Below are 21,682 nucleotides of genomic sequence, written 5' to 3' on the forward strand. Positions count from 1 at the left end.
TGGGTGATTGCGCCAACTTGTTCTTGACAAATGGCGATTTCTTTTGCTTAAAATAGAAGCCAATCTCCATTGCTGCATCCTCTTTTGTTGCGCTTTGACAGCTGTCCCGAACAGCAGGAGGACGACATGGCTCGACGCCCGGCATTTTCCCTGGGATCAATGGTTGTCGTCGGCTTGTTTCTGCTCTGTGCGTTGTTGGCCGGCGGCGCGGCCTCGGCCGAGAACATCCGGGGGACCACCACCGGTCCCGCCACCGCCAAAGGCTATTCCCACCCGGACCAGTATCTGCATCTCCCCTCGGTCAAGATCGCCGACAACCTGGAGCCGGTCATCCCCCACCCGGACCAGGACAAGGCCGCGCGTGAAAAACTCGCTGCCCTGGAAAAGAAATTCGGCAAGAAACCCAACATCGTGGTGTTCCTGCTCGACGACGTCGGCTGGATGGACGTCGGCTTCAACGGCGGCGGCATTGCCGTTGGCAACGACACCCCCAACCTGGACACGTTCGCCGCCGGGGGCCTGATTATGACCTCGGCCTATGCCCAGCCGAGCTGCACCCCGACCCGGGCCACCATCCTGACCGGACAGCTGCCGGTGCACCACGGTCTGCAATACCCGCCCATGTACGGCCAGCCCGGGGGCCTCGAAGGCTCGATCACCATCGCCAGCCTCTTGTCCGACCAGGGTTACGTGACCCAGGGCATCGGCAAGTGGCACATGGGCGAAAACGAGGGCTCGATGCCCAACAATGTCGGCTTCGACGACTTTCGCGGTTTTCTCACGGTCTCCGACGAGTACACCGAATGGCGCGACCTGTCGGTCAACCCCGAAATCGCCCTGAGCCCCGAGCGCTTCGCCCTCATGGAAAAGATGCCGTTTAGTCACAGCGAGGTGCATTGCGTCAAAGGCGAGAAATCTTGCCAGGAATTGCGCGAGATTGATCTGGACGTGATCAAGGTGCTCGACCAGGACTGGGCTGCCTACGGCGAACAGTTCATCCAGGCCCAGGCCGACGCCAAGAAGCCGTTTTTCCTGTACTATGGCACCCGGGGCTGCCATTTCGACAACTATCCCAACGACAAGTTCGCCGGGAAGTCCAGGGCCCGCACCAACTACTCCGACTGCATGGTGGAGATGGACGACGTGTTCGGCCGGATCATGAAGGCGCTCGAGACTTCGGGCCAGCTCGAGAACACCCTGGTTCTCTTCTCCTCCGACAACGGACCGGAAGGCGAGGTCGCGCCCTATGGCCGTTCGCCGTTTCGGGGCTACAAGGGCACGACCTGGGAAGGCGGCGTGCGCGTGCCGACCTTTGCCTACTTCAAGGGCGTGATCGCCCCGCGCAAGTCCGAGGGCCTGTTCGATCTGGCCGACATCTTCCCAACCGCCCTGTCCCTGGCCGGCAAGCCCGGCCCGGAACTGGCCAAGCTTGTGCCGGCCGACCGCTACGTGGACGGCATCGACCAGACCTCGTACCTGCTGGCCGACGGCGGCAATTCCAACCGCAAGAGCATCCTCTACTGGATGGGGTCGACCTTCGCGGCCGTGCGCGTGGACGAATTCAAGGTCCACCGGGCCGTGCAGATCACGGACCTGATCACGAAGAAGGGCTACAACGCCGGCTTTAGCGGCGGCATCGTGGACAAGACCGGTGGTCTGGTCATGTTCAACCTCTACACCAATCCCCAGGAAGACGACTCCATCGGCATCCGCCATATTCCGATGTGGAATCTGGTCAGCATGGAATTTTCACGTTATCAGGGTGTGTTGCAAAAGTTCAGGCCGAACTTCAAGTTGCCCGGCGGTTATTAACCCGCATGAGCCCGGGGCCGCACTGTGCCGGTTGTCGCCTGCCCAAGACGCGCTTTGGCCGCCTGCCCCGCCGCGACCACGCCCTGTTCCGGTTGACCCCGGCCGCTTCGGCCGGGGTCTGCGACGGCCCTTTGCGTCTGGCGCGCATCCGGGCGGCCAAAGCCCTGGCCGGCGACCCCTGCGGTTCACTGGCAAAGAAACAGCCCTCTGGTTTGCCAAAAGGAGGCAGTCATGTTGCGTCGTCGTAAGCGGCCGTCAATCATCTCGGTCTGTCTTTTGGTCTTTTTCCTCGCCGCCGTCGCGCGGGCCGAGGACCACGCCGCCACCCAGGAGGAGCTGCAAAAGCTTTCGCAAGAGGCCAGCAACCCGGTTGGGCAGCTGTGGATGGTCGCCAACCAGTTCAACTTGAACGTGCTCAAAAGCGACACCATCAAGTTGTTCAAGGGCCAACAGAACCAGTTTGTCTGGAACTTTCAGCCGGTCATGCCCATTGGTCTGTCCGAGAGCGTGCGGGTCATCGTCCGGCCGGTGGTCCCCTTGATGAACTCCCCCTATATGGCCGGCCCCCGGGAGCTGCATTACACCTCCGGCATCGGCGACATCGGATTCCAGGCCCTGCTTGCCCCGAACACCAACGCCCTGACCGGCTTCATGTGGGGCGTTGGCCCGAGCCTGATCATGCCCACCGCCGCCAACAACTACCTCGGCAAGGGCAAGTGGCAGCTTGGCCCGGCCGTCGCCGCGCTCTATCTCTCCGAAAAGTGGGTCATCGGCGTCTATCCGCAGCAGTGGTGGTCCTTTGCCGGCGACTCCAAGCGCAACAACGTGAGCTACTCCAATATCCAATATTTCCTCTGGTACAGCCCGGCCCCCACCTGGCAGGTCGGCATGAGCCCCAACGTCACCATCGACTGGCTCCAGGAGAAACCCGAGGATCGTCTGACCCTCCCCATCGGCCTGGGTGTTTCCAAGATGTTCCGCCTTGGCAAGCTGCCGATCAAGCTCTCCTTCGAGGCGGACTATGCGGTCATCCACCCGCACAACGGGCCTGGGAACGAATGGACGTTCCGTCTCAATTTCACCCCGATCATCAAGAATCTGTTCTAGTGCCGTCAGGCGTTGGCGCAGCGGCCGGGCAGGGGGGCCGCCGGCCGGCCGGCGGCCCGGTCGGAACGGGCCGGCCCTGGAGCAAGACACGGCCGCCCTCCGGGGCCGGCGGGGCTCCCCTGGCCCCCAGGGCGGCAGTCGCGTGAAGAAAACCGGCAAGGCATCAGGCGGATGGATCGGCCCCGGCGCGTTTTCGCGGCCCTTTCTTTGGACGGACATCCTGGCCGGCCTGACTCTGTGGGGCGTGCTCGTCCCGGAGGGGCTGGCCTATGCGGGCATGGCCGGCCTGCCCGTCCAGGTGGGGTTGTACACCCTGATTGCCTCGCTGCCGCTGTATTTTCTACTGGGCCAAAGCCCGGTCCTGGTCTGCGCCGCCACCTCCGCCGAATCCATCATGCTGGCGGCCATCGTGGCCCCCCTGGCCGGAGCCGATCCGGTTCGCTACGCCGTCCTGGCCGGCCTGCTGGTGTTGCTGACCGGCGTCATCTTCCTGGCGGCGGGTCTGCTGCGGCTTGGCCGCGTCTCGGCGTTTCTGTCCAAACCCGTCATGACCGGTTTCATCTTCGGGCTGGCGATCTCCATCGCGGCCAACCAACTGCACAAAATCCTCGGGCTGCCGCGCGGCCACGGCGACATCCTGGCCCAGCTCGCCCATCTGGCCGGCGGCCTCGACCAGTGCAACCCGGCCACGGTCGCGGTCGGCGGCGGCGCTTTGGCCCTGGTCCTTGTGCTTGAGCGCGCCCTGCCGCGTCTTCCGGCCGGCCTGATCATCATGGCCCTGGGCATCGGCCTGTCCAGGCTGCTCAGCCTGGGGCCGCAGCATGGCGTTGCCATTGTTGCGGCCTTTCCGGCCGGCCTGCCCGGGATCGTCTGGCCGCAGCTGCACCGGCAGGACCTGACGGCCCTGGTCCCTTCGGCCTTGGGGCTGGCTCTGGTGGCCTTCTCCCAGGCCCTGGGCGCGGTTGCCTGCTATGCCGGGAAGTTCGGCCGGCCCGTTGCGGCCGACCAGGAACTCAAGGCCCTGGGACTGGCCAACCTTGGCTCCTCGCTCCTGGGCGGCTTGCTGGCCGGCGGCAGCATGTCCTCGACGGCCGTCAATGTCGCGGCCGGGGCCAGGACCCGGTTTTCCACCCTGGTAACGGCGCTTATGGTCGTGCTCACGCTGTGCTTTTTCACCCCGGCCCTCACCGGGCTCCCCGAGGCCATCCTGGGCGCTGTGGTGCTTCATGCCGTGCTCGGGCTCATGAAGGTCGGGGAGATGCGACGCTACTACCGCCTCAACCGCATCGAGTTCTGGCTCGCCATGGTCGCCCTGTTGGGGGTCGTGGCGTTTGACATCCTGCCCGGACTCGTCCTGGCGGTGGTCGCCTCGCTGCTGCGCCTGATCCTCTATGCCGGCACGGTGAACCTTTCCATCCTGGGCCGGCTCGACGGCTGCGCCCCGGTCTGGGTGGACACGAGCCAGTATCCCCAGGCCAGGGAAGTCGCGGCCATCCGGGTTGTGCGCCTCAATCTGCCCCTCTTTTTTGCGAACGCCGAAAAATTCCATGCCGCCGTCACGGAGCTGTGCCGGCAACAGCCCAAGCCGCGCGCCCTGGTGCTGCATCTTCCGGCCAACCCGCGTCTGTGCGTCACTGCGACGGACATGCTGTTGGCCCTGGCCAGGGAGTTGCGCGCGGACTCGGTTACGCTCGCCTTTGTCGATCCAGCCCCCCAGACCCTTGGCATCCTGCGCGCCAGCGGTCTGCTGGCCCTGGTTGGCGAGGCCCGCGTCTACCAATCCATCGGGGAGGCGGTGGCCGCCCTGGACCCGGGCACTGCCGCTTAGCTGCTGTACTGCGGCATGTGCCTGCCCCCGTGCGGGGCGGGCACAAGAGGCCAAGACCGGTCGTTTCGCTGCTGCACGGCGGCATGTGCCTGCCTGGTCAGGCTTCTTCCCGGGCAACAGGCCCCGTCGCGGCAGCGGAGGCTTGGACTTGTGCTTGGACCAGGGCTGGCCCGGCAGCTTTGCGCCGTGCAAAATCATCGCACCGGGCGGCGTCGAGCCTGGACACAATCCCCGGCGTCATTCTAAACTTTCTCCGTGGATGGCCGATAACATTGGGGCAAGCCGCAATTGTCATGCGCACAATCGTCATACATGGCGGAGGCCGCGCATTTTATTATTTTGCCGAAGTGCCTTGTCAAACAACACCCGGGCAACACCCGGGCAACACCCGGGCAACACCCAGGCAACATCCAGGAGGCGACATGACACCGCAGAAACGGCATCGATATTTCTTCTCCGTCATATTTGTTGCGGGAATATTCCTCTGTTGCTTGCCCTGGAATTCCCAGGCCATGACGCCAACAACAAGCGACAGCCGTCAAACAGTCCTGGATCTTGCCAAGCAACCGCAGGGTTCGGACGCCGCTCCGCAAAATCCCATAGTCTTCATCCGTAACGATGGTCAGATCGATCCTTCCGTGGCCTACCATGTAAAAGCCATTGGCCAGGACTATTTTTTTGCCCGCGACGGCGTCAGGATTCCGGTGCCCGGCCCCAAAGGCGGCCGCAGCCGGATGGTAAGCCTGCACCCGTTGTGGTTCGACGAGACTGCCGCCATCGTCCCCGGCCAGCAGTCCCCGACGCAATTCAATTTCTACAAGGGCCAGACGGCGTCCGACTGGCGCACCAAGGTGCCCGCCTATGCGTCCCTGACCTACCGCCATGGGGCAACGGGCATCGACCTTGTCTGGTACGCCCGGGGGCAGGAACTTGAATACGACGTGGTCCTGCCGGCCGGCGTCGAGCCCGGACAGGCCCGGTTCCGGGTGGAGGGCGCGCGCACGGTGCGCCTGGACAAGCAGGGCGCACTGGTAGTCGAAACCGCGGACGGCGGCCGGCTGATCCAGGCCCCGCCCCGGCTGCATCAGGTGGTTGACGGCCAGGACATTCCGGTCAAGGGGCGATTTGCCGACGTCAGAAAGAGCGCGGACGGCTGGAGCTACGGCTTTGTTGCGGCAGCCTACGACCGCAGCCGCCCCCTGGTCATCGATCCCGCCCTGACGTTTGGCGTGCCGCTCAGCGGCAACGCCACCGAGACGATCAACGCCGTCACCGTCGGCAGTGCCGGCGAAACCTACGTCAGCGGCACCACAACCTCGTCGGACCTCGGCGCCGTGACGTATAGCGTCCTGCTCAACGATGCCTTCATCGCCCAGTACGACACGGCCGGCAACCGCATCTGGACCAGCTACATCGGCGGGACCAAAGACGAACTCGGCAACGCCATGGCCATCATCCCGGCCACGGCCACGGCCAACGCCGGCAACATCGTCATCGTCGGCCAGACCAACTCGCCAAGCGGCCTCCCCATCACCAACGACGCCTTCAACAAGAGCCTGCACGGCACCGGCATCGACGCCTTCCTGGCCATTGTCGACCCCACCGGCGACCTCGTCTACTGCAGCTACTTCGGCGGTTCCGGCACGGACATCGCCCGGGGCGTGGCTGTAGACGCCTCGGGGAACATCTCTATGGCCGGTTCCACGGACTCCGTCGATCTGCCGACCACCTCCGCCCTGTATCCCTCCAGGGTCGGCGGTACGGACGGGTTCATCGCCAAATTCAACGCCACCGGCGCGTACCTGCGCTCCCTGACCTACTTCGGCGGGGCCGGGACCGACACCATCTATGCCATCGCCCTGGACAGCCAAGGCAACGCCTACGTGGCCGGGGAAACGACTTCCGCCAACTTTCCCGTCAAAAACGCCATCATCGCCGCCCGCCCCGGCGCCACCTCCGGGTTCGTGTCCAAGATCAATCCGTCCGGCTCCGGGCTGGTCTACTCCACCTACCTCGGCGGCAAGGGCGTGGACGGCGTCCGGGCTCTGGCCCTGGACGGCTCCAGAAACGTCTACCTCACGGGCAAGACCACGTCGTCGGACTTTCCTGTGACCAACGCCCTCTATCCGACCCTGGCTGGCGACAGCGACGCCTTTGCCGTCAAACTCGACACCTCGGGCCGCTTCCTGTGGTACGCGACCTTTCTTGGCGGCGGCGATACCGACATCGGCCTGGGCGTGGCCGTGGACCAGACCACCGGCGCGGCCTATTTCACCGGCAACACCGATTCCGCCAACTTCCCCGTCGTCGACCTGCTGCAATTTAGCACCGGGGTCCTGACCTACACCTTCGGCACGGGCCTTGGCGGCAGCACCGACGCCTTCATCACCAAGATCGACGCGGCCGGTTCCCAGGCTGTTTACAGCAACTACCTCGGCGGACTGGGCATCGACGAAGGCCACGGCGTGGCCGTCGATCCCAGCGTCGCCAATGTTTCCATTACGGTCGGCTCAACCATTTACTCTGGCAAACCGATCTTCCCCTACAATCCGGTCATCACTCCCAATAACGCCAGGAAACACGGCTTCCTGGCCAAGATCACCGACACGGGCAGTCCCCCGGCCAACTATCCGATGCTGACCCTCGACAGGCCAAGCGCCCGCTCCGGGCAGCAGGTCACCCTCACCCTGAACCTAGTCAACGCCACGGCCACCGGCGTCGGCGCCCTGGCCGCCAATCTCGTCTACGACACGGCCGTATTGGCCAACCCCGTGGTGACCTTCGATCCGAGGCTGACGGTTCTCAAGAAAACCGCCGTTTCCCAATCTCTGGGAATCAACACCCTGCGCCTGTCCGTCTACTCCGATCCGGCTTCGGCTCTCGCTCCCCTGGTCATAACGGCCGGGGCCGTCGCCACCGTCACCTTTGATGTCCTCAACAACGTGGCCTCGCAGTTTAACGGCGTGACCCTCGCGCCCACGGCGTCCACCACCGACGGCTTGGACATCCAGATCGGCCAGGTCAACGGCGGGGTGCATATCCGTCAACGCTGCGGCATCCTCGGCGACTGCGACTGCAGCGGCGCTGTCGAGTTGTGGGAATTGCAAAATGCCCTGAATGTCTACCTCAGTGCCCTGTCGCCGCCGTTTTGCATGGTCACCGACTACAGCGCCATCATCAAGGCCTCTGACCTGACCACCATCATCAACAACTATGCGATCCCGCCCAGCGACGCGGCCGCGGCGGACGCCTCCTTCACCCGGCAGGCCGATGCCGGGGCGTCGGCCGGACTGCGGCTCGGCACAGCGGAAAAACGGGCCGACGGCTGGTATGTGCCGGTGCTCTACACGGCCGCCAAGGATACCCCCACCAGCGCCGTGGCCACCCGTATCGGCTACGACGCAACGGCCTACGCCTCGGTGGACGCGATCATCGGACCGGCCGCCAAGGCGGCCGGCAAGGAACTGCTGGTCAACGCCAAGAACCCCGGTACGTTGGCCATGATGGCCATCAGCACCGCCAACAAGGCCTCCATCGGCGACGGCATTCTGGCCTGGCTGCGGCTCGTTCCCGTCGCCGGGACCGAGAACCCGCTGACCGCCCTGACCCAGGCCGGCGACGCCTCCACGCCCCAAGGGCAGGCCGTGGCGGTCCAAAGCACGGGCAAGGCCGTTCTGGCGGTTCCTGCCGGAGTCGGCGCTTCGCTTGGCCTGCTGCTCCAGTAGGCCAGGTGCGGCTTAGGCCCCGGTGGTCGCCGGGGCCGTGGCGGCTGGGATCGGCGTCCCGTGCGGGTGCAGTTTTGCCTGCATCTCCGGGCTCAGCGGCACCATCAGCTCGCCATTGTATGCGCCTGTGGGCAGGTAGGGCATGGGGTCGGAGGAGATCGCCGGATTCTTGATGAGCTGTTGGGCGGCGACGGCATGGGAACGGGACACGGTGGCCAAGGCTCCGTCCTCAAGCCGGGGGCCGGCATTGATGGTCACGATGGAGACGGTGCCGTCGCTGTTGCGCACGATGTCGAAGGTGCGAAACTGCTGGGGAAAGTCCCGCAATGAGGCGGTTTCGACCTGCCAGAAGCCAAGCTCCGGCCGGGCCGGGTCCGGGGAGGGAAAGGCGGTGACCGTGTTGTAATGCCGGTGTCCGGCGATCCACAGGAGGAGATTGGGATAGCTGTGCAGCTTGGCAAAAAGCGCCTCTTCCGTGACGTAGGCCTTGTCCCACCAACTCATAAACGCGCCCGGCTTTTCCACGCCGATGGGGATGTGGGCGGCGATGATCATGAGTTTGCCTTCGGCCTGCCCCTTGTCCAGTTCGCCGACCAGCCACTCCCACCGCTTCTTGTCCACGCTGCCGTGCCAGAGAAATCCCCGGCCGGAGAAGTCCTCGTTTTGCTGGGTGTCGTCGAGGACGATGACCCGAAGCGGCACGTCGGCCTTGGGCTCGAAGCTGTAGCAGGCAAAGTCCGCATCGACATTGGCCTGGCTGAAGCCATGGCCGACCGGTTGGGAGGACGTCTTTAAAAATTCGCCCATCCACTCCTTTCGCGTCAGCGGCCGGCGGTCGGGGTCGGGGACGACCGTGGGCGCAGCGGCGAAGTCGGCGACCGGCCCGGAACCGACCACCGTGCCGGAGGGCGTGCTCCCGTCGATGGTCCCCATGTAAAAGCCCCGGCTGTCCATGCCGTCGACCAGGATGTTCCCCAGGTTTATGACCGTATCGCCGAGGCAGGCCTGGCGCAGGGAGTCGTCGACCGGGGCGGACCCCAGCCAGAAATGGTCGTGGTTGCCCAGAGCCTGATACCAGGGGATCGACTGGTGCAGCCCGGCGGCCTGGAAGGGTTTTTGATAGTCGATGGTCTCGGCCCCGGCATGGGCTCCGGAACTGGGGGCGATGGGCTTGCCGTCCAGGATGTCGACGTACCAGCGCAGTTCGTTGTACAGGGTGCTGTTGCAGGCATCGCCCAAGGAAATGCCGAAATCGATGGGATCCTGGGCGTGGAGGGCGTTTATGGTCTGCACGGCCGCGTCGAACACCTGGGTGGTATAGAGCATGACCGGGGAATAGGCCGAGGAGATGTGCCGCGCAAGACCGAGACAGATCAACTGGGCCGGCGATTCCTTGTCCGTCAGATGAATGTCGCTGATGGTAAAGAAGCGGACCAGCCGCGCCGCCTGGGTCACCCCCTGGCCGGTGTAGGCAGACGGCATGAGATCCAGCCTTCTTTGGCAGGCCAGCCCCGGGGCATACTGCCAGGCCCCGTAGCCGTACCGGGCGAATTGGGCGATGTCTGTCGGCGGCAGCAGGGGAGACGCGGCCGGCACGGGGACAGGAATCACCGTCCGCTCCAGAGTGGTCCAGGGAATGACCGCCGCCGCCGCCGGTTGCGCGCCGGGCATGGCGAACACGCCGCAGGCAATACAGGCCGCGCCGGCTGCTCCGGTCTTCAGGAAGGCTCTTCTCGACAAAGCCATGGCTTTCTCCGATGTGTCAGCACGGTTGGGGTTTGGATGTGAGGCCCGATGGCTGCAACCGCCCCGGATACCGACAGGCCGGAGACACGGCGAGGGGATGGCCGCAAACCGGCCCGCCCTTTCGCCGCAGTCGTGGGGTGTCCGTCATTATTCCCAGGGAAAAATGCGTTTCCAGTCGTTTTTCATGCTGATGACGACCCAGCCCTGTTGGGCCGCTTCCGCCCTCAGGGCATCAGGGAACGTCCCGACCTTGGACTGCGCGCCATAGGCGTATTCCCGGACGGCGTCATCGTGATGCACGAGCATCATAAGGCGCGTCCCGCCGCCGGCCTGGGTGTATTCGAGCATTTCCTTGTCCCCGTCGGAGTTGCCGAACGCCGCCTGGGGACGCCGGCCGATCATGAGCTGGATGCCCTCGGGCTTGCCCGGTCCGACGTTGTTGAGCAACAGCCGGGGCTCCTCGGTGAGGACCGGCTTGCCGTCCGCGCCATAGCTGAATTGTGTGGCATTCAAGGTGCCGACCACCTGCTCGGGCGGGATGCCGTAGACCTTTTCGGCATAGGCGCGCAGGAAATCCTGGCCGCCGCCGGTGACGAAATAGGTCCTGTAGCCATGGGCGCGCAGGAGCTGCATCACTTCCAGCATGGGCTGGTAGACCAGCTCGGTGTAGGGCCGATGCCAGCGCCCGTCCCTGGCCGTGTCCAGCCACTGCCGCACCTGTTCTCCGAGCGCTTCGACCGGCATGCCGGTCATGGCGGCGGCGTAGAGTTTCACGATGTCGCTCATGGGCATGGCCGCCAGGCGCTCCATGTTGCCGGACAACACGGACTTGAACGGTTCGGCCTCGGCCAGCTCCGGCTTCTCCTTGGCCAACTCCCGCAGCCGCGCCAGACAGTAGAGCATTGGCGTGTACATGGGCTGTTCAACCCAGGTCGTGCCGTCCTGGTCAAAGGCGGCGATACGCGCCTCGGGCGGGACATAGCCCGGGTTCGACGCATCGGTGGTCGCTTGGACAAAGGCCAAAATCGCCTGCTTGGCCGGTCCCTCGTTCCACGAGGGCAAGGGGTCGGACTGGGCCAGCGCCGCCGTGGCCACAAGCAACAGGCAACACAAGACCAGGACGGCCAGGCGGCCCTGCCGATGCAGACCGCAAACAGTGCGTAAGGCTCGCAACCGGATACCCATGCTTTTCCTCCGCTTGATTTACGACCGCCGACGACCAGGAATCTGGCCGGCACAGTGCAGATACAATGGGGACGCGCCGGCCACGGACCGTCGATGTCCGGGCAAGACGCACCCCCCGTTTGCGTCAGTATACAAGGCGGCCATCACCGCGCCAAGCGGCCATTTGCCGTGGCCGGGGCGGCTCTCCGCCGTTGGAGGGCCTTGAACCGTTGGTCCGGCGTCGCAGCGGCATCCGAAACCCTTCACAAGAAGGCCGGACACACCCTCGAGTTTCCTGTCGCCCTGCCCAAAGGCGGCATGGCCCCCCAGGTTTTTCAGGCGTTCAACGAGCTTTTCGGCTTCAATCAAGATGGTCCGGGTCTGGGAACGGAGTTTCTCGTTGCTGGTGCGTCGGGCGGGGGACAGCTGTGGGTACAACACCATAATATGGCGATAGTACTAGGCTTGTTTTTCAAAAGGCGTTAATAGTAGGGCGTCGGTGCACTGCAGGAAGGCCCGAAGAATCAAGCGCGCGTTTCTCGAAAAAAGGCGCAGGACAAGGCCCCGCAGCGGCCGACTGGTTGTCTGGGCGCAGCCACCCGTTTTTGGAGAATGGACTTGCCGCGTCGGAGCATCCTGCAGTCCGTTGCGGCGCATCAGGGCCGTACGCAGGAATTTTGCAGGAGTGAAGGTCATGCCGTCCACACCGTTTAAGCGTTGGATCATGTGCGCCGGAATTCTTTTCTGCCTCGGCGGCGCGGCCCTCGCCTGGTATTTTTATGCCAACCAACCGGCAACTTTCGATTTTGCCTCGGGAAACGGGCGCATCGAGGCCACCGAGGTGCTCATCTCCACCAAGCTGGCCGGGCGTTTGGCCACGGTGCTGGCCAAGGAAGGAGACGACGTCGCCCAGGGACAGGTGTTGGCCCAAATGGACGTTACGGTCCTTGAGGCCAATCTGCGGGAGGCCAAGGCCGCCATCGGGCAGGCGACCTCCAGGAAAGCCAGCGCCATTGCCGCCGTCAATCAGCGCCAAAGCGAAATCGCTGCGGCCGAGGCCCTGGTGGCCCAGCGCATAAGCCAGTTGCACCTCTCGGCCAAAGAGGAAAAGCGGACCCGGCAACTCTACCAGGGCGACTTCATCACCGGCTCAAAAATGGACGTGGACCAGACCACCACGGAAACCAACAACGCCCAGGTGATCGCAGCCAAAGCCCAGCTCCAGGGGGCTTTGGCCGCCCTGGAGGCGGCCAAGGCCGGGGTCCTCGAGGCCCAGGCCGCCATTGAGGCGGCCATGGCCCAGGCAGCCCGGTATCAGGCCGACATCGGGGACTCCACCCTGACCGCGCCCATAAGCGGGCGCGTGCTCTACCGGCTGGCCGAACCGGGCGAGGTGCTCGGCGTCGGCGGCCATGTCCTGACCCTGCTCGATTTAAGCGACGTCTATATGACGCTCTTTTTGCCCACCTCCCAGGCCGGCCGGGTCGCGCTTGGGGCCGAGACTCGCATCGTGCTGGACGTCCGGCCGGATATCTCCATCCCGGCCCAGGTCACCTTTGTCTCGCCCCAGGCCCAGTTTACGCCCAAGGCCGTGGAAACCCACACCGAACGCGAAAAGCTCATGTTCCGGATCAAGGTCACGATTCCGCCGGACCTGCTCCTGGCCTATGCCAAGCACGTGAAAACCGGCCTGCCCGGCGTGGCCACCGTGCGCCTTGAGCCCGACGCCCCCTGGCCGAAGCGCATGCCGCCGCTTGTTGGCGAGAAGAAGATCGGCCAATGACCTCCCCCGGCGTGGCCCGGCTGGCCGGCGTGTCCTTGCGCTACGGGAAAACCACAGCCCTGGACGCCGTCGACCTGGATATCCCGTCCGGCTGCATGGCTGGCCTGATCGGCCCGGACGGCGTGGGCAAATCCAGTCTCCTGGCCCTGGTCTCCGGCGCGCGCCGTATCCAGACCGGCACGGTCGCCGTGCTTGGCGGCGACATGGCCGCTGCCGGCCACCGCAAGGCGGTTTGCCCCCGCATCGCCTACATGCCCCAGGGCCTGGGCAAGAATCTGTATGCAGCCCTTTCCGTGACCGAAAACCTGACCTTTTTCGGCCGGCTCTTCGGCCAGGGCCGGGCCGAGCGGGAAGAACGCATTGCCGCGCTGTTGACCGCAACCGGGCTGGCCGCCTTTGCCGACCGCCCGGCCGGCAAACTCTCAGGCGGCATGAAGCAGAAACTCGGCCTGTGCTGCGCCCTGATCCACGATCCCGACCTGCTGCTCCTCGATGAGCCGACCACCGGCGTGGACCCCTTGTCCCGGCGGCAGTTCTGGCGGCTGATCCAATCCATCCGGGCCGGACGTCCGGGCATGAGCGTGCTGGTGGCCACGGCCTACATGGAAGAGGCCGAGAGCTTTGACTGGCTGGCGGCCATGGACGGCGGCCGCATCCTGGCCCAGGGCAGCCCGCAGGAGCTTTTGGCGCACACGAAAACCCCCGACCTTGAGGCGGCTTTTATCGAACTGTTGCCCCAAGACAAGCGCCGGGGACATACGGCCCTGGTCGTCCCGCCGTTTGCGGTCCGGGAGGGGGAACCGCCGGCCATTGTCGCCAAGGGCCTGACCATCCGTTTCGGCGCGTTCACGGCCGTGGACCATGTGGATTTTGCGATCCGGCGCGGCGAGATCTTCGGGTTTCTCGGTTCCAACGGCTGCGGCAAGACCACGACCATGAAAATGCTCACCGGCCTTTTGCCGCCAAGCGAAGGGGAGGCCATGCTCTTTGGGCAAAAGGCCGATGCCCGGAATCTGGAAACGCGCAAGCGCGTCGGCTTCATGACCCAGGCCTTTTCGCTCTACAGCGAGTTGACCGTGCGCCAGAACCTCACCCTGCACGCCCAGCTCTTTCACCTGCCAACGGCCGAGATTGTCCCGCGCGTGGCCGAGATGCTGACCCGGTTCGATCTGACCGATCAGGCCGACGCCCTGCCGGACCAACTGCCCCTTGGCCTGCGCCAGCGCCTGTCCCTGGCCGTGGCCGTCATCCACCGGCCCGAGATGTTGATCCTGGACGAGCCGACGTCCGGGGTGGACCCCGTGGCCCGGGACAGTTTCTGGGAGCTTTTGATCGATCTCTCCCGCAACCAGGGCGTGACCATCTTTATTTCCACCCACTTCATGAATGAAGGCGAACGCTGCGACCGGATTTCCCTGATGCATGCCGGCCGGGTGCTGGCCAGCGACACGCCGGCGAAACTGGTCGAGCAGCGCGGCCAGGCCACCCTGGAGGATGCGTTCATCGACTGCCTGGAGGAAGCGACCGGCCGGGAAACAGCGGCGGCCGGCCCGGACCGTCCCGGTCCTGCCGCGTTGCCGCCGCCCGAGGCCGGCCCCCGGGGCCGGCCTCGGCGCGACCGGGGCAACAGCCTGCTGCGCCTTTTGGCCTACGCCGACCACGAGACGCGGGAGATGCTGCGCGACCCGGTCCGACTGGTCGTTTCCCTGCTGGGGTCGGTCTTGCTGCTCTTTGTCCTGGGCTATGGCATCACCTTTGACGTGGAGCATCTCAAATTTGCCGTTTTGGATCGGGACCAGTCGCCGGAGAGCCGGGATTATATCCGCAACATGGCCGGCTCCCGCTATTTTATCGAGCAGCCGCCCCTGGCCGACGCCGCCGCACTCGACCGGCGCATGGCCGGGGGCGAGTTGAGCCTGGCCCTGTCCATCCCGCCGGACTTTGGCAAGGATCTTCTGCGGGGCAGGGCGGTTGAAATCGGCGTCTGGGTGGATGGGGCCATGCCGTTTCGCGGGGAAACCGTGCGCGGCTACATCGACGGGTTAAACACCCTGTACCAGCAGCAACTGGCCCTTCGCACCCAGGGCGTCGTCACCGGGCTGCCGGCGGCCGGCACGCAGGTGCGCTACCGCTACAACCAGGATTTCCGCAGCCTCTACGCCATGGTTCCCGGGGTCATCCCCTTGATGCTGATCTTTATCCCGTCGATCATGATGGCCCTTGGGGTGGTGCGCGAGAAGGAACTGGGTTCCATTACCAACCTCTACGTCACGCCGGTGACCCGGCTGGAATTTCTTCTCGGCAAGCAACTGCCCTATGTGGCCGTCAGCATGGTCAGTTACCTCGGGATGATGGCTGTTTCCGTTTTCATCTTCGAGGTGCCGCTCAAGGGCAGTTTCCTGCTCCTGACCTGTGCCGCCCTGGTCTTCGTCACGGTCACCACCGACATTGGCCTTTTCATCTCTTCGTTTGCCAAAACCCAGATTGCCGCCCTGGCCCTGACAGCCATTTCGACCCTGCTGGTCACGGTCACGTTTTCGGGCCTGACCACTCCGGTTTCCTCCCTGCAGGGACCGGGAGCGTTTATCGGCACGGTCTTTCCGGTCACGTTTTTCATCAATATCTGTCGGGGAATTTTTACCAAGGCCTTGGGTTTTGGCGAACTTTGGCCCAATTTCCTGGCCCTGGCCGCCTACGCCCCGGCGCTGACCCTGGTAAGCGTGGCGTTACTGCCCAAACAGGAGAAATGACCATGCGCCGTCTGGTCAATGTCTACCGGCTGGGGACCAAGGAGTTTTACAGCCTGTGGCACGACAAGGTGTTGCTGGTCGTCATCTTCTGGGTCTTTACCGGCGGCATCTATGTGATAGGCACGGCCACATCCCAGGAATTGCACCATGCGCCCATCGCCGTGGTGGACGAGGATGCCTCGGCCCTGTCGGTGCGCATCATCCAGGCCTTTTACGGTCCCTATTTCCAGCCGGCCCGGGTTATCCCCCTGGCGGCGGTGGACGGCGAGCTGGATGCCGGGCGCTCCATCTTTGTCCTTGACATCCCGCCGGATTTCGAGCGGGACGTGCTGGCCGGCAAACAGCCCGACATCCAGGTCAATATTGACGCCACCTGCATGTCCCAGGCCTTTATCGGCGCAGTCTATATCGAGAACATCATTGCCGGCGAAGTGGCGGCCTTTGTCGCCTGGGGCCAGGAAAGGCAAAAAGCGCCCATCACCCTGACCACCCGCGTCAAGTTCAATCCCAACCTGACCAGCTCGTGGTTTGGCAGCGTCATGGAAATCATCAACAACATCACCCTGCTCTCCATTTTGCTCGTGGGCACGGCCCTGGTGCGCGAACGTGAGCACGGCACCCTGGAACATCTGCTGGTCATGCCGCTTTCGGCCACGGAGATTTTGCTGGCCAAGATCTGGCCCACAAGCCTCGTCATCCTGGTCTCGGTCACGGTCTCCCTGTACGGCGTTGTCCGGGGAGCCCTTGGCGTGCCGCTGGCCGGGTCCATTCCCTTGTTTCTTTGCGGAACATTGCTGCAGTTTTTCGCCACCGCCTGCATCGGTATTTTCCTGGGCACGATTTCGCGCAACATGCCGCAATTCGGGCTGCTCATGATCCTGGTCATTTTGCCGCTGCAAATGCTCTCCGGCAGCATCAGCCCGCGCGAGAGCATGCCTGTGGCCGTCCAGGACATCATGCTGGCCGCGCCGACCACCCATTTCGTCAATCTGGCCCAGGCGATTTTGTACCGCGGGGCGGATTTCGAGCAGGTCTGGCCGCGCTTTGTGGCCATTGCCGGCATCGGCGTGGTGTTTTTCGGGCTGGCCCTGGCGCTGTTTCGTCGCAGCCTGTCCCAGTCCCGGTAACGGGGGCACAGGGACGCTTTGAAACGGACGCTTAGGCCCGCATCGCCGCCGGAGCTGCCCGTTTGCGCAGCAAGGGCCATGGCCGAAGCCGAGGCGCGCCAGCCACGTTGGCTTACGGCAACACCGCTGGACGCGCGGCTCTTTTCCTTCACCCTGTCGGGCACAGCTTTGACCACTCCTCACAACGCAACCGCGCGAAAGAATGAGCGGGCAAACAGGGATTGCCTTTCTCCCCCCAATCTCGTTACTCCTGCGCCGACGGATGGAATCGTGGAGAAGGCATGAGCGAACAGAGCACCTGGGATCCTTTCGATTTGGCCGGGCTTGATGCGGACTTCGAGGTCCCCAAAATCTTTCGGGGAAGAGGAGCCTTGTCCGCCATGCGAACCGGCCAATGGGCACCCATCCGGCTCGTTGACGGCAAGGTGCTTGTTGCCGCTGTGGACCCGGGTCCGGCTGTGCTGCGGGCCGCAACGGAAGCCCTGGGCAATGACGCGATCCGCCTCGTGCCGGCCGATCCCGGCGTTGTCCGCCGCATTCTCGAAAACACCCAGGATGTCTGCCCGGGCTTTCCTCCCGAGGCCTCCCGGCTCGATCTGGCCAAGGTGCGCACGTATCTGGCCGGCCGGCGGTCGTTTTTGTCCGGATTTCGCACCACCCTGGCCCGTGGCCGCACCGGGCTTTCCATGTTCCGCACGGGCATCGCGTTTGTAACGGTCGTAATGGTGCTGTTCCGGGTCTTTGGCCTCGGCCTGACCCTGCCCCTGGAAGCCGTGCTCCTTGGAGCGGGCGTATTTTTTATCATCGACGGCATCATCTGGTATTTGCCGGCCAGACGCATGTCGCGGCGAGGACTGCCGCAGCGTGTTCCCGCGCCCGATCCGGCCCTGGGGAACACGGGCGTGCTGGCCGTATCGGCCAATCAGGTGTGGCCCTGTTTCCGGTGGTTGCCCCCTGTGCCCGGAGCCAAGGCCCTGCGGGCCGGGTGGGCGGCGTTGTCCCCCATCGCTCGGCGACGATTTTACGCCATGGACCGCACGATGCTTGCCCTGGAACGCACGACCCTGGCCGAACTGCGTTCCATCATGGCCCGCTCCCGCACGGGTCTGGCCCTGGGGCGCACGGGCATTGCCGTCTCCGGCGTCGGCATCGCCCTGATCCGCCAGTTCCACCACGGCTCCTGGGACATGGCCAGTTACGGACTCATTTGTCTGGGCAGCGTCATGGCCCTGGAAGGGCTGTCCTGGTATCTGCCGGCCAGGCGCGTCGGCAGCCAGTGCCAGGCGGCAATGTGCCGGGCCGAGGCCTGCCCCAGTCCCCGGACCATGGATGAAGCACAGTCCGAGGGCGGGCCGCGCGTCGCAGGGCCGGACGCCGGGGCAACGGTCGCGCCGTCGGCCGAGGGCGTGCTGGGGACCACGGGGCTGGCCTTGGAGCGCACGCTTTTAGCCGAGCGGCGCAACGCCATGGCCAGACTGCGCACCCATATGGCCCGCAGTCGCACCGGCCTTTCCTTCATGCGCACCGGTTTTAACGCCGTGGGCGTCGGCCTTGGCCTGCTGGCCTGGTTCGGCACGGCCTCCCTGGGCTGGACCGTATTCAACCTGATCCTTCTGGTCGGCGGCCTCGTCCTCATTGTCGACGGCTTGTGCTGGCATCTCCCGGCTGATCGGGCCAGACGGGCAACCACCTATTGCACGGCCGATTTCGAACTGACGGTGCCGGACTATGCCGTATCCGAAAGGGAGTGGGGCCGGGCCAGCGCCGGACTGGGAGGCGTCGATGCGGCCTGAGGCGAGCGCCCCGTTCGTTTATGATGAGACTTGCCTGGTTCCCGCCGCACTGCTGGCGCGGCTGACTGCCGACGACTTTGCCCGGGCGCGCTGGTTTCCGGTGGCCCTGGAAGGCGGGAAGACCGTGACGGCGGCAGCGGACGATCCGCATGATCCGCAGCTGTTGGCGGCGGTCGGGCAGGTTTTTCCGGAATACGTGGTCCGTCTGATCCCGGCCTCGCCCGACTGCCTGCGCCGTCTGGCCGCCGATTTCGCGCCGTCGGTCACTGGCGCGCCGGTGGGCGTTGTCCGCACCAATCTGGCCGCCTGGCGCAATACCATGGCCCTTTGGCGCACCCGGCTGGCCTGCTGGCGGACGGACATGGCCACGGGCCGCACCTGGCTTAACGTCATGCGTTTCGGCCTTGGGCTGACGGCGCTTGGCAATACGCTGTTGCGCTCGGCCCCAACCCCCCCCGCCCGTCTGGCCGACGCCGCCTGTCTCGGCCTGGGGCTGGCTCTGGCGACCGTGGCCGCCCGGGCCTATCTGCGCCTTCGCCTGTCCCGTCGCCGCCTGCCGGGCATCCAGACGTTGGTCGAGGTCTCGGCCGCAACGCTCCAGTTCCTGGAGGAGTATCATTTCATTGACGAACCGGGGCGGCGGCGCCCGGTTTCACGAGAAACGATGCTGGCCCGTCTGGGCGACCTGCTCGAAAACCACTCCACCATATTGGAAATCGCCTCGGGCGCGCCGGAACGCATCCATCTGGCCCGGGAACGCAATGTCCTGGCTGCCCAGCGCACGGTCTGCGCCTGCTACCGCACCATTGCCGCCAGAGCCCGCACCGGTCTGTCCTTCATCCGCACCGGCGTGGCCCTTCTCGGACTGGGTCTTGGGCTGCTGCGCTATTTCGGCGGCGGCTTCGCGTCCCTGCCCGACTGGCTGTTGGTCGTGGTCGGAGCGGCCATGATCGTTGACGGCTTGCTGTGGTATTGGCCGGTGCGCAAGGAACCGGTGCGCACGCCCCGGTGCATGGACCCTGTGGGAGAGCGGACGTGAAGATCAAGACCAAACTGATCGTCGGCAGTTGCGTGAGCCTGGCGCTGCTCGTCCTTTTGGCGCTCCTGGCCCGGCACGATATGGACCGGGTGGTGGACAAGCTGCGTTTCGTGGAGGTGCAGGACGATCTCAATGCCGATTTTCTGGAAATGCGGCTGGCTGAAAAAAATCTCTTTCTGTTTGGCGACAAGGCTGCCTTGCGCGAGATCGCGGCCAAGATAGACGAGAGCCGGAATTTGCTGGCCAAATCCAGCGATCGCATAGTGCGCGGAGCCGGCCAGGCCAATTATCTGGCCCTGCGCAGTCATCTGGACGCCTACGCCGCTGCGGTGGAAAAGGCCGGCCAGACCGACGTGGCCGGACAGGACGCGGAAGGGGCCATGCGCGAGACCGGCCGGGCCATGCGGGAATTCTCAACAACCCTGGTGTCCCGGGAACGAGAGCAGGTGGGTGAAATTATCAGCCTTTCCCGGCGCACCATGACCATTTCCCTGGCCGCCGTGGTCTGCACGGCGGTGTTGGCCGCGCCGCTGTTGTTCTTAAAGATCCTGCGCTCCCTGGCCAAGGTGGAACGTCTGGCCGGGGCCATCGCCGAGGGCAAGTTCGAGAGCATTGCCGAACCCCGCAGCCACGACGAACTCGATTCGGTCATTCGGGCCGTCAATTCCATGTCGCAGCGCCTGAGTTCCCGCGAAGCCGAAATCCTGCAATCGAAAAAGCTCGCTTCGCTTGGCACCCTGACCGCTGGCGTGGCCCACGAGATCACCAATCCCGTCAACAACATCTCCATGATCGCCGAAACCTACGAATCCCTGCAGGATGATTTGCCCGCATCCGACCGTCTGGAGATGATGCGTCAGATACAGAAGGAATGCGGCCGCATTCACGGCATCGTGACCAATCTTCTGGATTTTTCCAAACCCAAGGCCGCCAGCATGCGCCCGGTTGCGGTCAACGCGCTGGTGACCGACACGTTGCCGCTGGTGCGCAACATGCTCCACGTCTCCAACATCGACCTTAGGCTCGACCTGGCCGAGGACGCCTCCTGGGTGTTGGCCGACGTGTCCCAGATGCATCAGGTGCTGATCAATCTTATCACCAACGCCATCCAGTCCATGCCCCCGGGCGGCCGCCTGCGCGTGGCCACCAGGGCCGGGGCGCAGACGGCGCGCATCGTCATCGCCGACAATGGCAAAGGCATCCCTTCCGACGCTTTGCCCCACGTTTTTGATCCCTTCTTCAGCACAAAGGGGACCGAAGGCACGGGACTGGGGCTTTCGGTCAGCTACGGCATCGTCAAAAACCATGCAGGCCGGCTGTGGGTGGAAAGCATGCTTGGCGCGGGCACCACCTGCTTCATTGAACTGCCGTCCCTGCCCCCAACGGAGGTTCCCCATGCAATCACAGAGAGCTAGAGTCATGGTCATCGACGACGAAAAAGTGGTTGGCGACATGTTGCGCATCCACTTGACCAAGCGCGGCTATCAGGTGGAGACGTTTCTCTCCGCCGCGTCGGCCTTGCTGCGACTGGAGCAGGAGCCTTTCGACCTGATCGTCACCGATTTCAAGATGAAAGGCATGGACGGCATGGAATTGCTCAAGACCGTCAAGGAGCGCTATCCGGACATCCAGGTCATCATGATCACGGCCTTCGCCCATCTCGACACGGCCATTGAGGCGTTCCGGGGCCAAGTCCACGATTTTTTCCCCAAGCCATTTAAAATCAAAGATCTTCTGGAATCGATCGAACGGGCCTTGGGCCAAGGGAACCAGCCCCGGACCGAGGTCGGCCAGTAAGACGCCCGTGC

The 21,682-nt window shown here is 64.5% G+C and carries 14 protein-coding genes; 12 read left to right on the top strand and 2 right to left on the bottom strand.

Annotation, left to right across the window (positions count from 1 at the left end; all coding sequences use genetic code 11):
- Positions 1 to 126: 126 nt before the first annotated feature.
- The 4 genes from NY78_RS10510 to NY78_RS10530 all read left to right on the top strand — a co-directional run bounded on the left by NY78_RS10510 (position 127) and on the right by NY78_RS10530 (position 8,472).
- Positions 127 to 1,812 (top strand): sulfatase-like hydrolase/transferase, encoded by a 1,686-nt coding sequence (locus NY78_RS10510; RefSeq protein ID WP_043635355.1) that lies wholly within the window; start codon positions 127 to 129, stop codon positions 1,810 to 1,812.
- Between the two features lie 231 nt (positions 1,813 to 2,043).
- Complete coding sequence (locus NY78_RS10520; protein WP_053062185.1) at positions 2,044 to 2,919, top strand: hypothetical protein; 876 nt, start codon at positions 2,044 to 2,046, stop codon at positions 2,917 to 2,919.
- A 142-nt stretch (positions 2,920 to 3,061) separates the two neighbouring features.
- Complete coding sequence (locus tag NY78_RS10525; protein WP_053062186.1) at positions 3,062 to 4,747, top strand: SulP family inorganic anion transporter; 1,686 nt, start codon at positions 3,062 to 3,064, stop codon at positions 4,745 to 4,747.
- A 512-nt stretch (positions 4,748 to 5,259) separates the two neighbouring features.
- Positions 5,260 to 8,472 carry a DUF7948 domain-containing protein gene (locus NY78_RS10530; protein WP_197084232.1) on the top strand — a complete coding sequence of 1,071 codons (3,213 nt, stop codon included), beginning with the start codon at positions 5,260 to 5,262 and terminating at the stop codon, positions 8,470 to 8,472.
- A 12-nt stretch (positions 8,473 to 8,484) separates the two neighbouring features.
- Here the strand turns inward: NY78_RS10530 and NY78_RS10535 are convergent, their stop codons facing one another.
- Positions 8,485 to 10,218, bottom strand: coding sequence for a TIGR03768 family metallophosphoesterase (locus tag NY78_RS10535; RefSeq protein WP_043635363.1), 1,734 nt, complete (start codon positions 10,216 to 10,218; stop codon positions 8,485 to 8,487).
- Positions 10,219 to 10,365: 147 nt separating this feature from the next.
- Entirely contained in the window at positions 10,366 to 11,403 is a 1,038-nt protein-coding gene (locus NY78_RS10540; protein WP_053062187.1) for an HAD family hydrolase, read from the bottom strand.
- A 201-nt stretch (positions 11,404 to 11,604) separates the two neighbouring features.
- On the opposite strand from NY78_RS10540, the gene NY78_RS10545 reads away from it, so the two are divergent.
- From NY78_RS10545 to NY78_RS10580, 8 genes are all read left to right on the top strand, one after another.
- Entirely contained in the window at positions 11,605 to 11,868 is a 264-nt protein-coding gene (locus NY78_RS10545) for a hypothetical protein (RefSeq protein WP_156180921.1), read from the top strand.
- 208 nt (positions 11,869 to 12,076) lie between these two features.
- Positions 12,077 to 13,165 carry an HlyD family secretion protein gene (locus tag NY78_RS10550; RefSeq protein WP_156180922.1) on the top strand — a complete coding sequence of 363 codons (1,089 nt, stop codon included), beginning with the start codon at positions 12,077 to 12,079 and terminating at the stop codon, positions 13,163 to 13,165.
- Positions 13,162 to 15,915: a ribosome-associated ATPase/putative transporter RbbA gene (gene rbbA, locus NY78_RS10555; protein ID WP_043635368.1), complete on the top strand. Its 2,754-nt coding sequence runs from the start codon at positions 13,162 to 13,164 to the stop codon at positions 15,913 to 15,915. The genes NY78_RS10550 and rbbA overlap by 4 nt, the downstream gene beginning before the upstream one ends.
- Positions 15,916 to 15,917: 2 nt before the next feature.
- Positions 15,918 to 17,042 (top strand): ABC transporter permease, encoded by a 1,125-nt coding sequence (locus tag NY78_RS10560; protein ID WP_082139966.1) that lies wholly within the window; start codon positions 15,918 to 15,920, stop codon positions 17,040 to 17,042.
- A 281-nt stretch (positions 17,043 to 17,323) separates the two neighbouring features.
- Positions 17,324 to 18,835, top strand: coding sequence for a hypothetical protein (locus tag NY78_RS10565; RefSeq protein WP_043635371.1), 1,512 nt, complete (start codon positions 17,324 to 17,326; stop codon positions 18,833 to 18,835).
- Entirely contained in the window at positions 18,825 to 19,874 is a 1,050-nt protein-coding gene (locus NY78_RS10570; protein ID WP_043635373.1) for a DUF202 domain-containing protein, read from the top strand. The genes NY78_RS10565 and NY78_RS10570 overlap by 11 nt, the downstream gene beginning before the upstream one ends.
- A complete protein-coding gene (locus NY78_RS10575; protein WP_043635375.1) occupies positions 19,871 to 21,289 on the top strand; it encodes an ATP-binding protein in 1,419 nt (472 codons plus the stop codon). The genes NY78_RS10570 and NY78_RS10575 overlap by 4 nt, the downstream gene beginning before the upstream one ends.
- On the top strand, positions 21,270 to 21,671 hold the full coding sequence (locus NY78_RS10580) for a response regulator (RefSeq protein ID WP_043635377.1): 402 nt from the start codon (positions 21,270 to 21,272) through the stop codon (positions 21,669 to 21,671). The genes NY78_RS10575 and NY78_RS10580 overlap by 20 nt, the downstream gene beginning before the upstream one ends.
- Positions 21,672 to 21,682 lie beyond the last annotated feature (11 nt).

Source organism: Desulfovibrio sp. TomC (assembly GCF_000801335.2).
GTDB lineage: Bacteria > Desulfobacterota > Desulfovibrionia > Desulfovibrionales > Desulfovibrionaceae > Solidesulfovibrio.

What these genes read in the sequence shown, in the direction of transcription:
- NY78_RS10510 (WP_043635355.1), top strand. Translation starts at nt 127, where the DNA reads ATGGCTCGACGCCCGGCATTTTCCCTGGGATCAATGGTTGTCGTCGGC.
- NY78_RS10520 (WP_053062185.1), top strand. Translation starts at nt 2,044, where the DNA reads ATGTTGCGTCGTCGTAAGCGGCCGTCAATCATCTCGGTCTGTCTTTTG.
- NY78_RS10530 (WP_197084232.1), top strand. Translation starts at nt 5,260, where the DNA reads ATGACGCCAACAACAAGCGACAGCCGTCAAACAGTCCTGGATCTTGCC.
- NY78_RS10535 (WP_043635363.1), bottom strand. Translation starts at nt 10,218, where the DNA reads ATGGCTTTGTCGAGAAGAGCCTTCCTGAAGACCGGAGCAGCCGGCGCG.
- NY78_RS10540 (WP_053062187.1), bottom strand. Translation starts at nt 11,403, where the DNA reads ATGGGTATCCGGTTGCGAGCCTTACGCACTGTTTGCGGTCTGCATCGG.
- NY78_RS10550 (WP_156180922.1), top strand. Translation starts at nt 12,077, where the DNA reads ATGCCGTCCACACCGTTTAAGCGTTGGATCATGTGCGCCGGAATTCTT.
- rbbA (WP_043635368.1), top strand. Translation starts at nt 13,162, where the DNA reads ATGACCTCCCCCGGCGTGGCCCGGCTGGCCGGCGTGTCCTTGCGCTAC.
- NY78_RS10560 (WP_082139966.1), top strand. Translation starts at nt 15,918, where the DNA reads ATGCGCCGTCTGGTCAATGTCTACCGGCTGGGGACCAAGGAGTTTTAC.
- NY78_RS10565 (WP_043635371.1), top strand. Translation starts at nt 17,324, where the DNA reads ATGAGCGAACAGAGCACCTGGGATCCTTTCGATTTGGCCGGGCTTGAT.
- NY78_RS10570 (WP_043635373.1), top strand. Translation starts at nt 18,825, where the DNA reads ATGCGGCCTGAGGCGAGCGCCCCGTTCGTTTATGATGAGACTTGCCTG.
- NY78_RS10580 (WP_043635377.1), top strand. Translation starts at nt 21,270, where the DNA reads ATGCAATCACAGAGAGCTAGAGTCATGGTCATCGACGACGAAAAAGTG.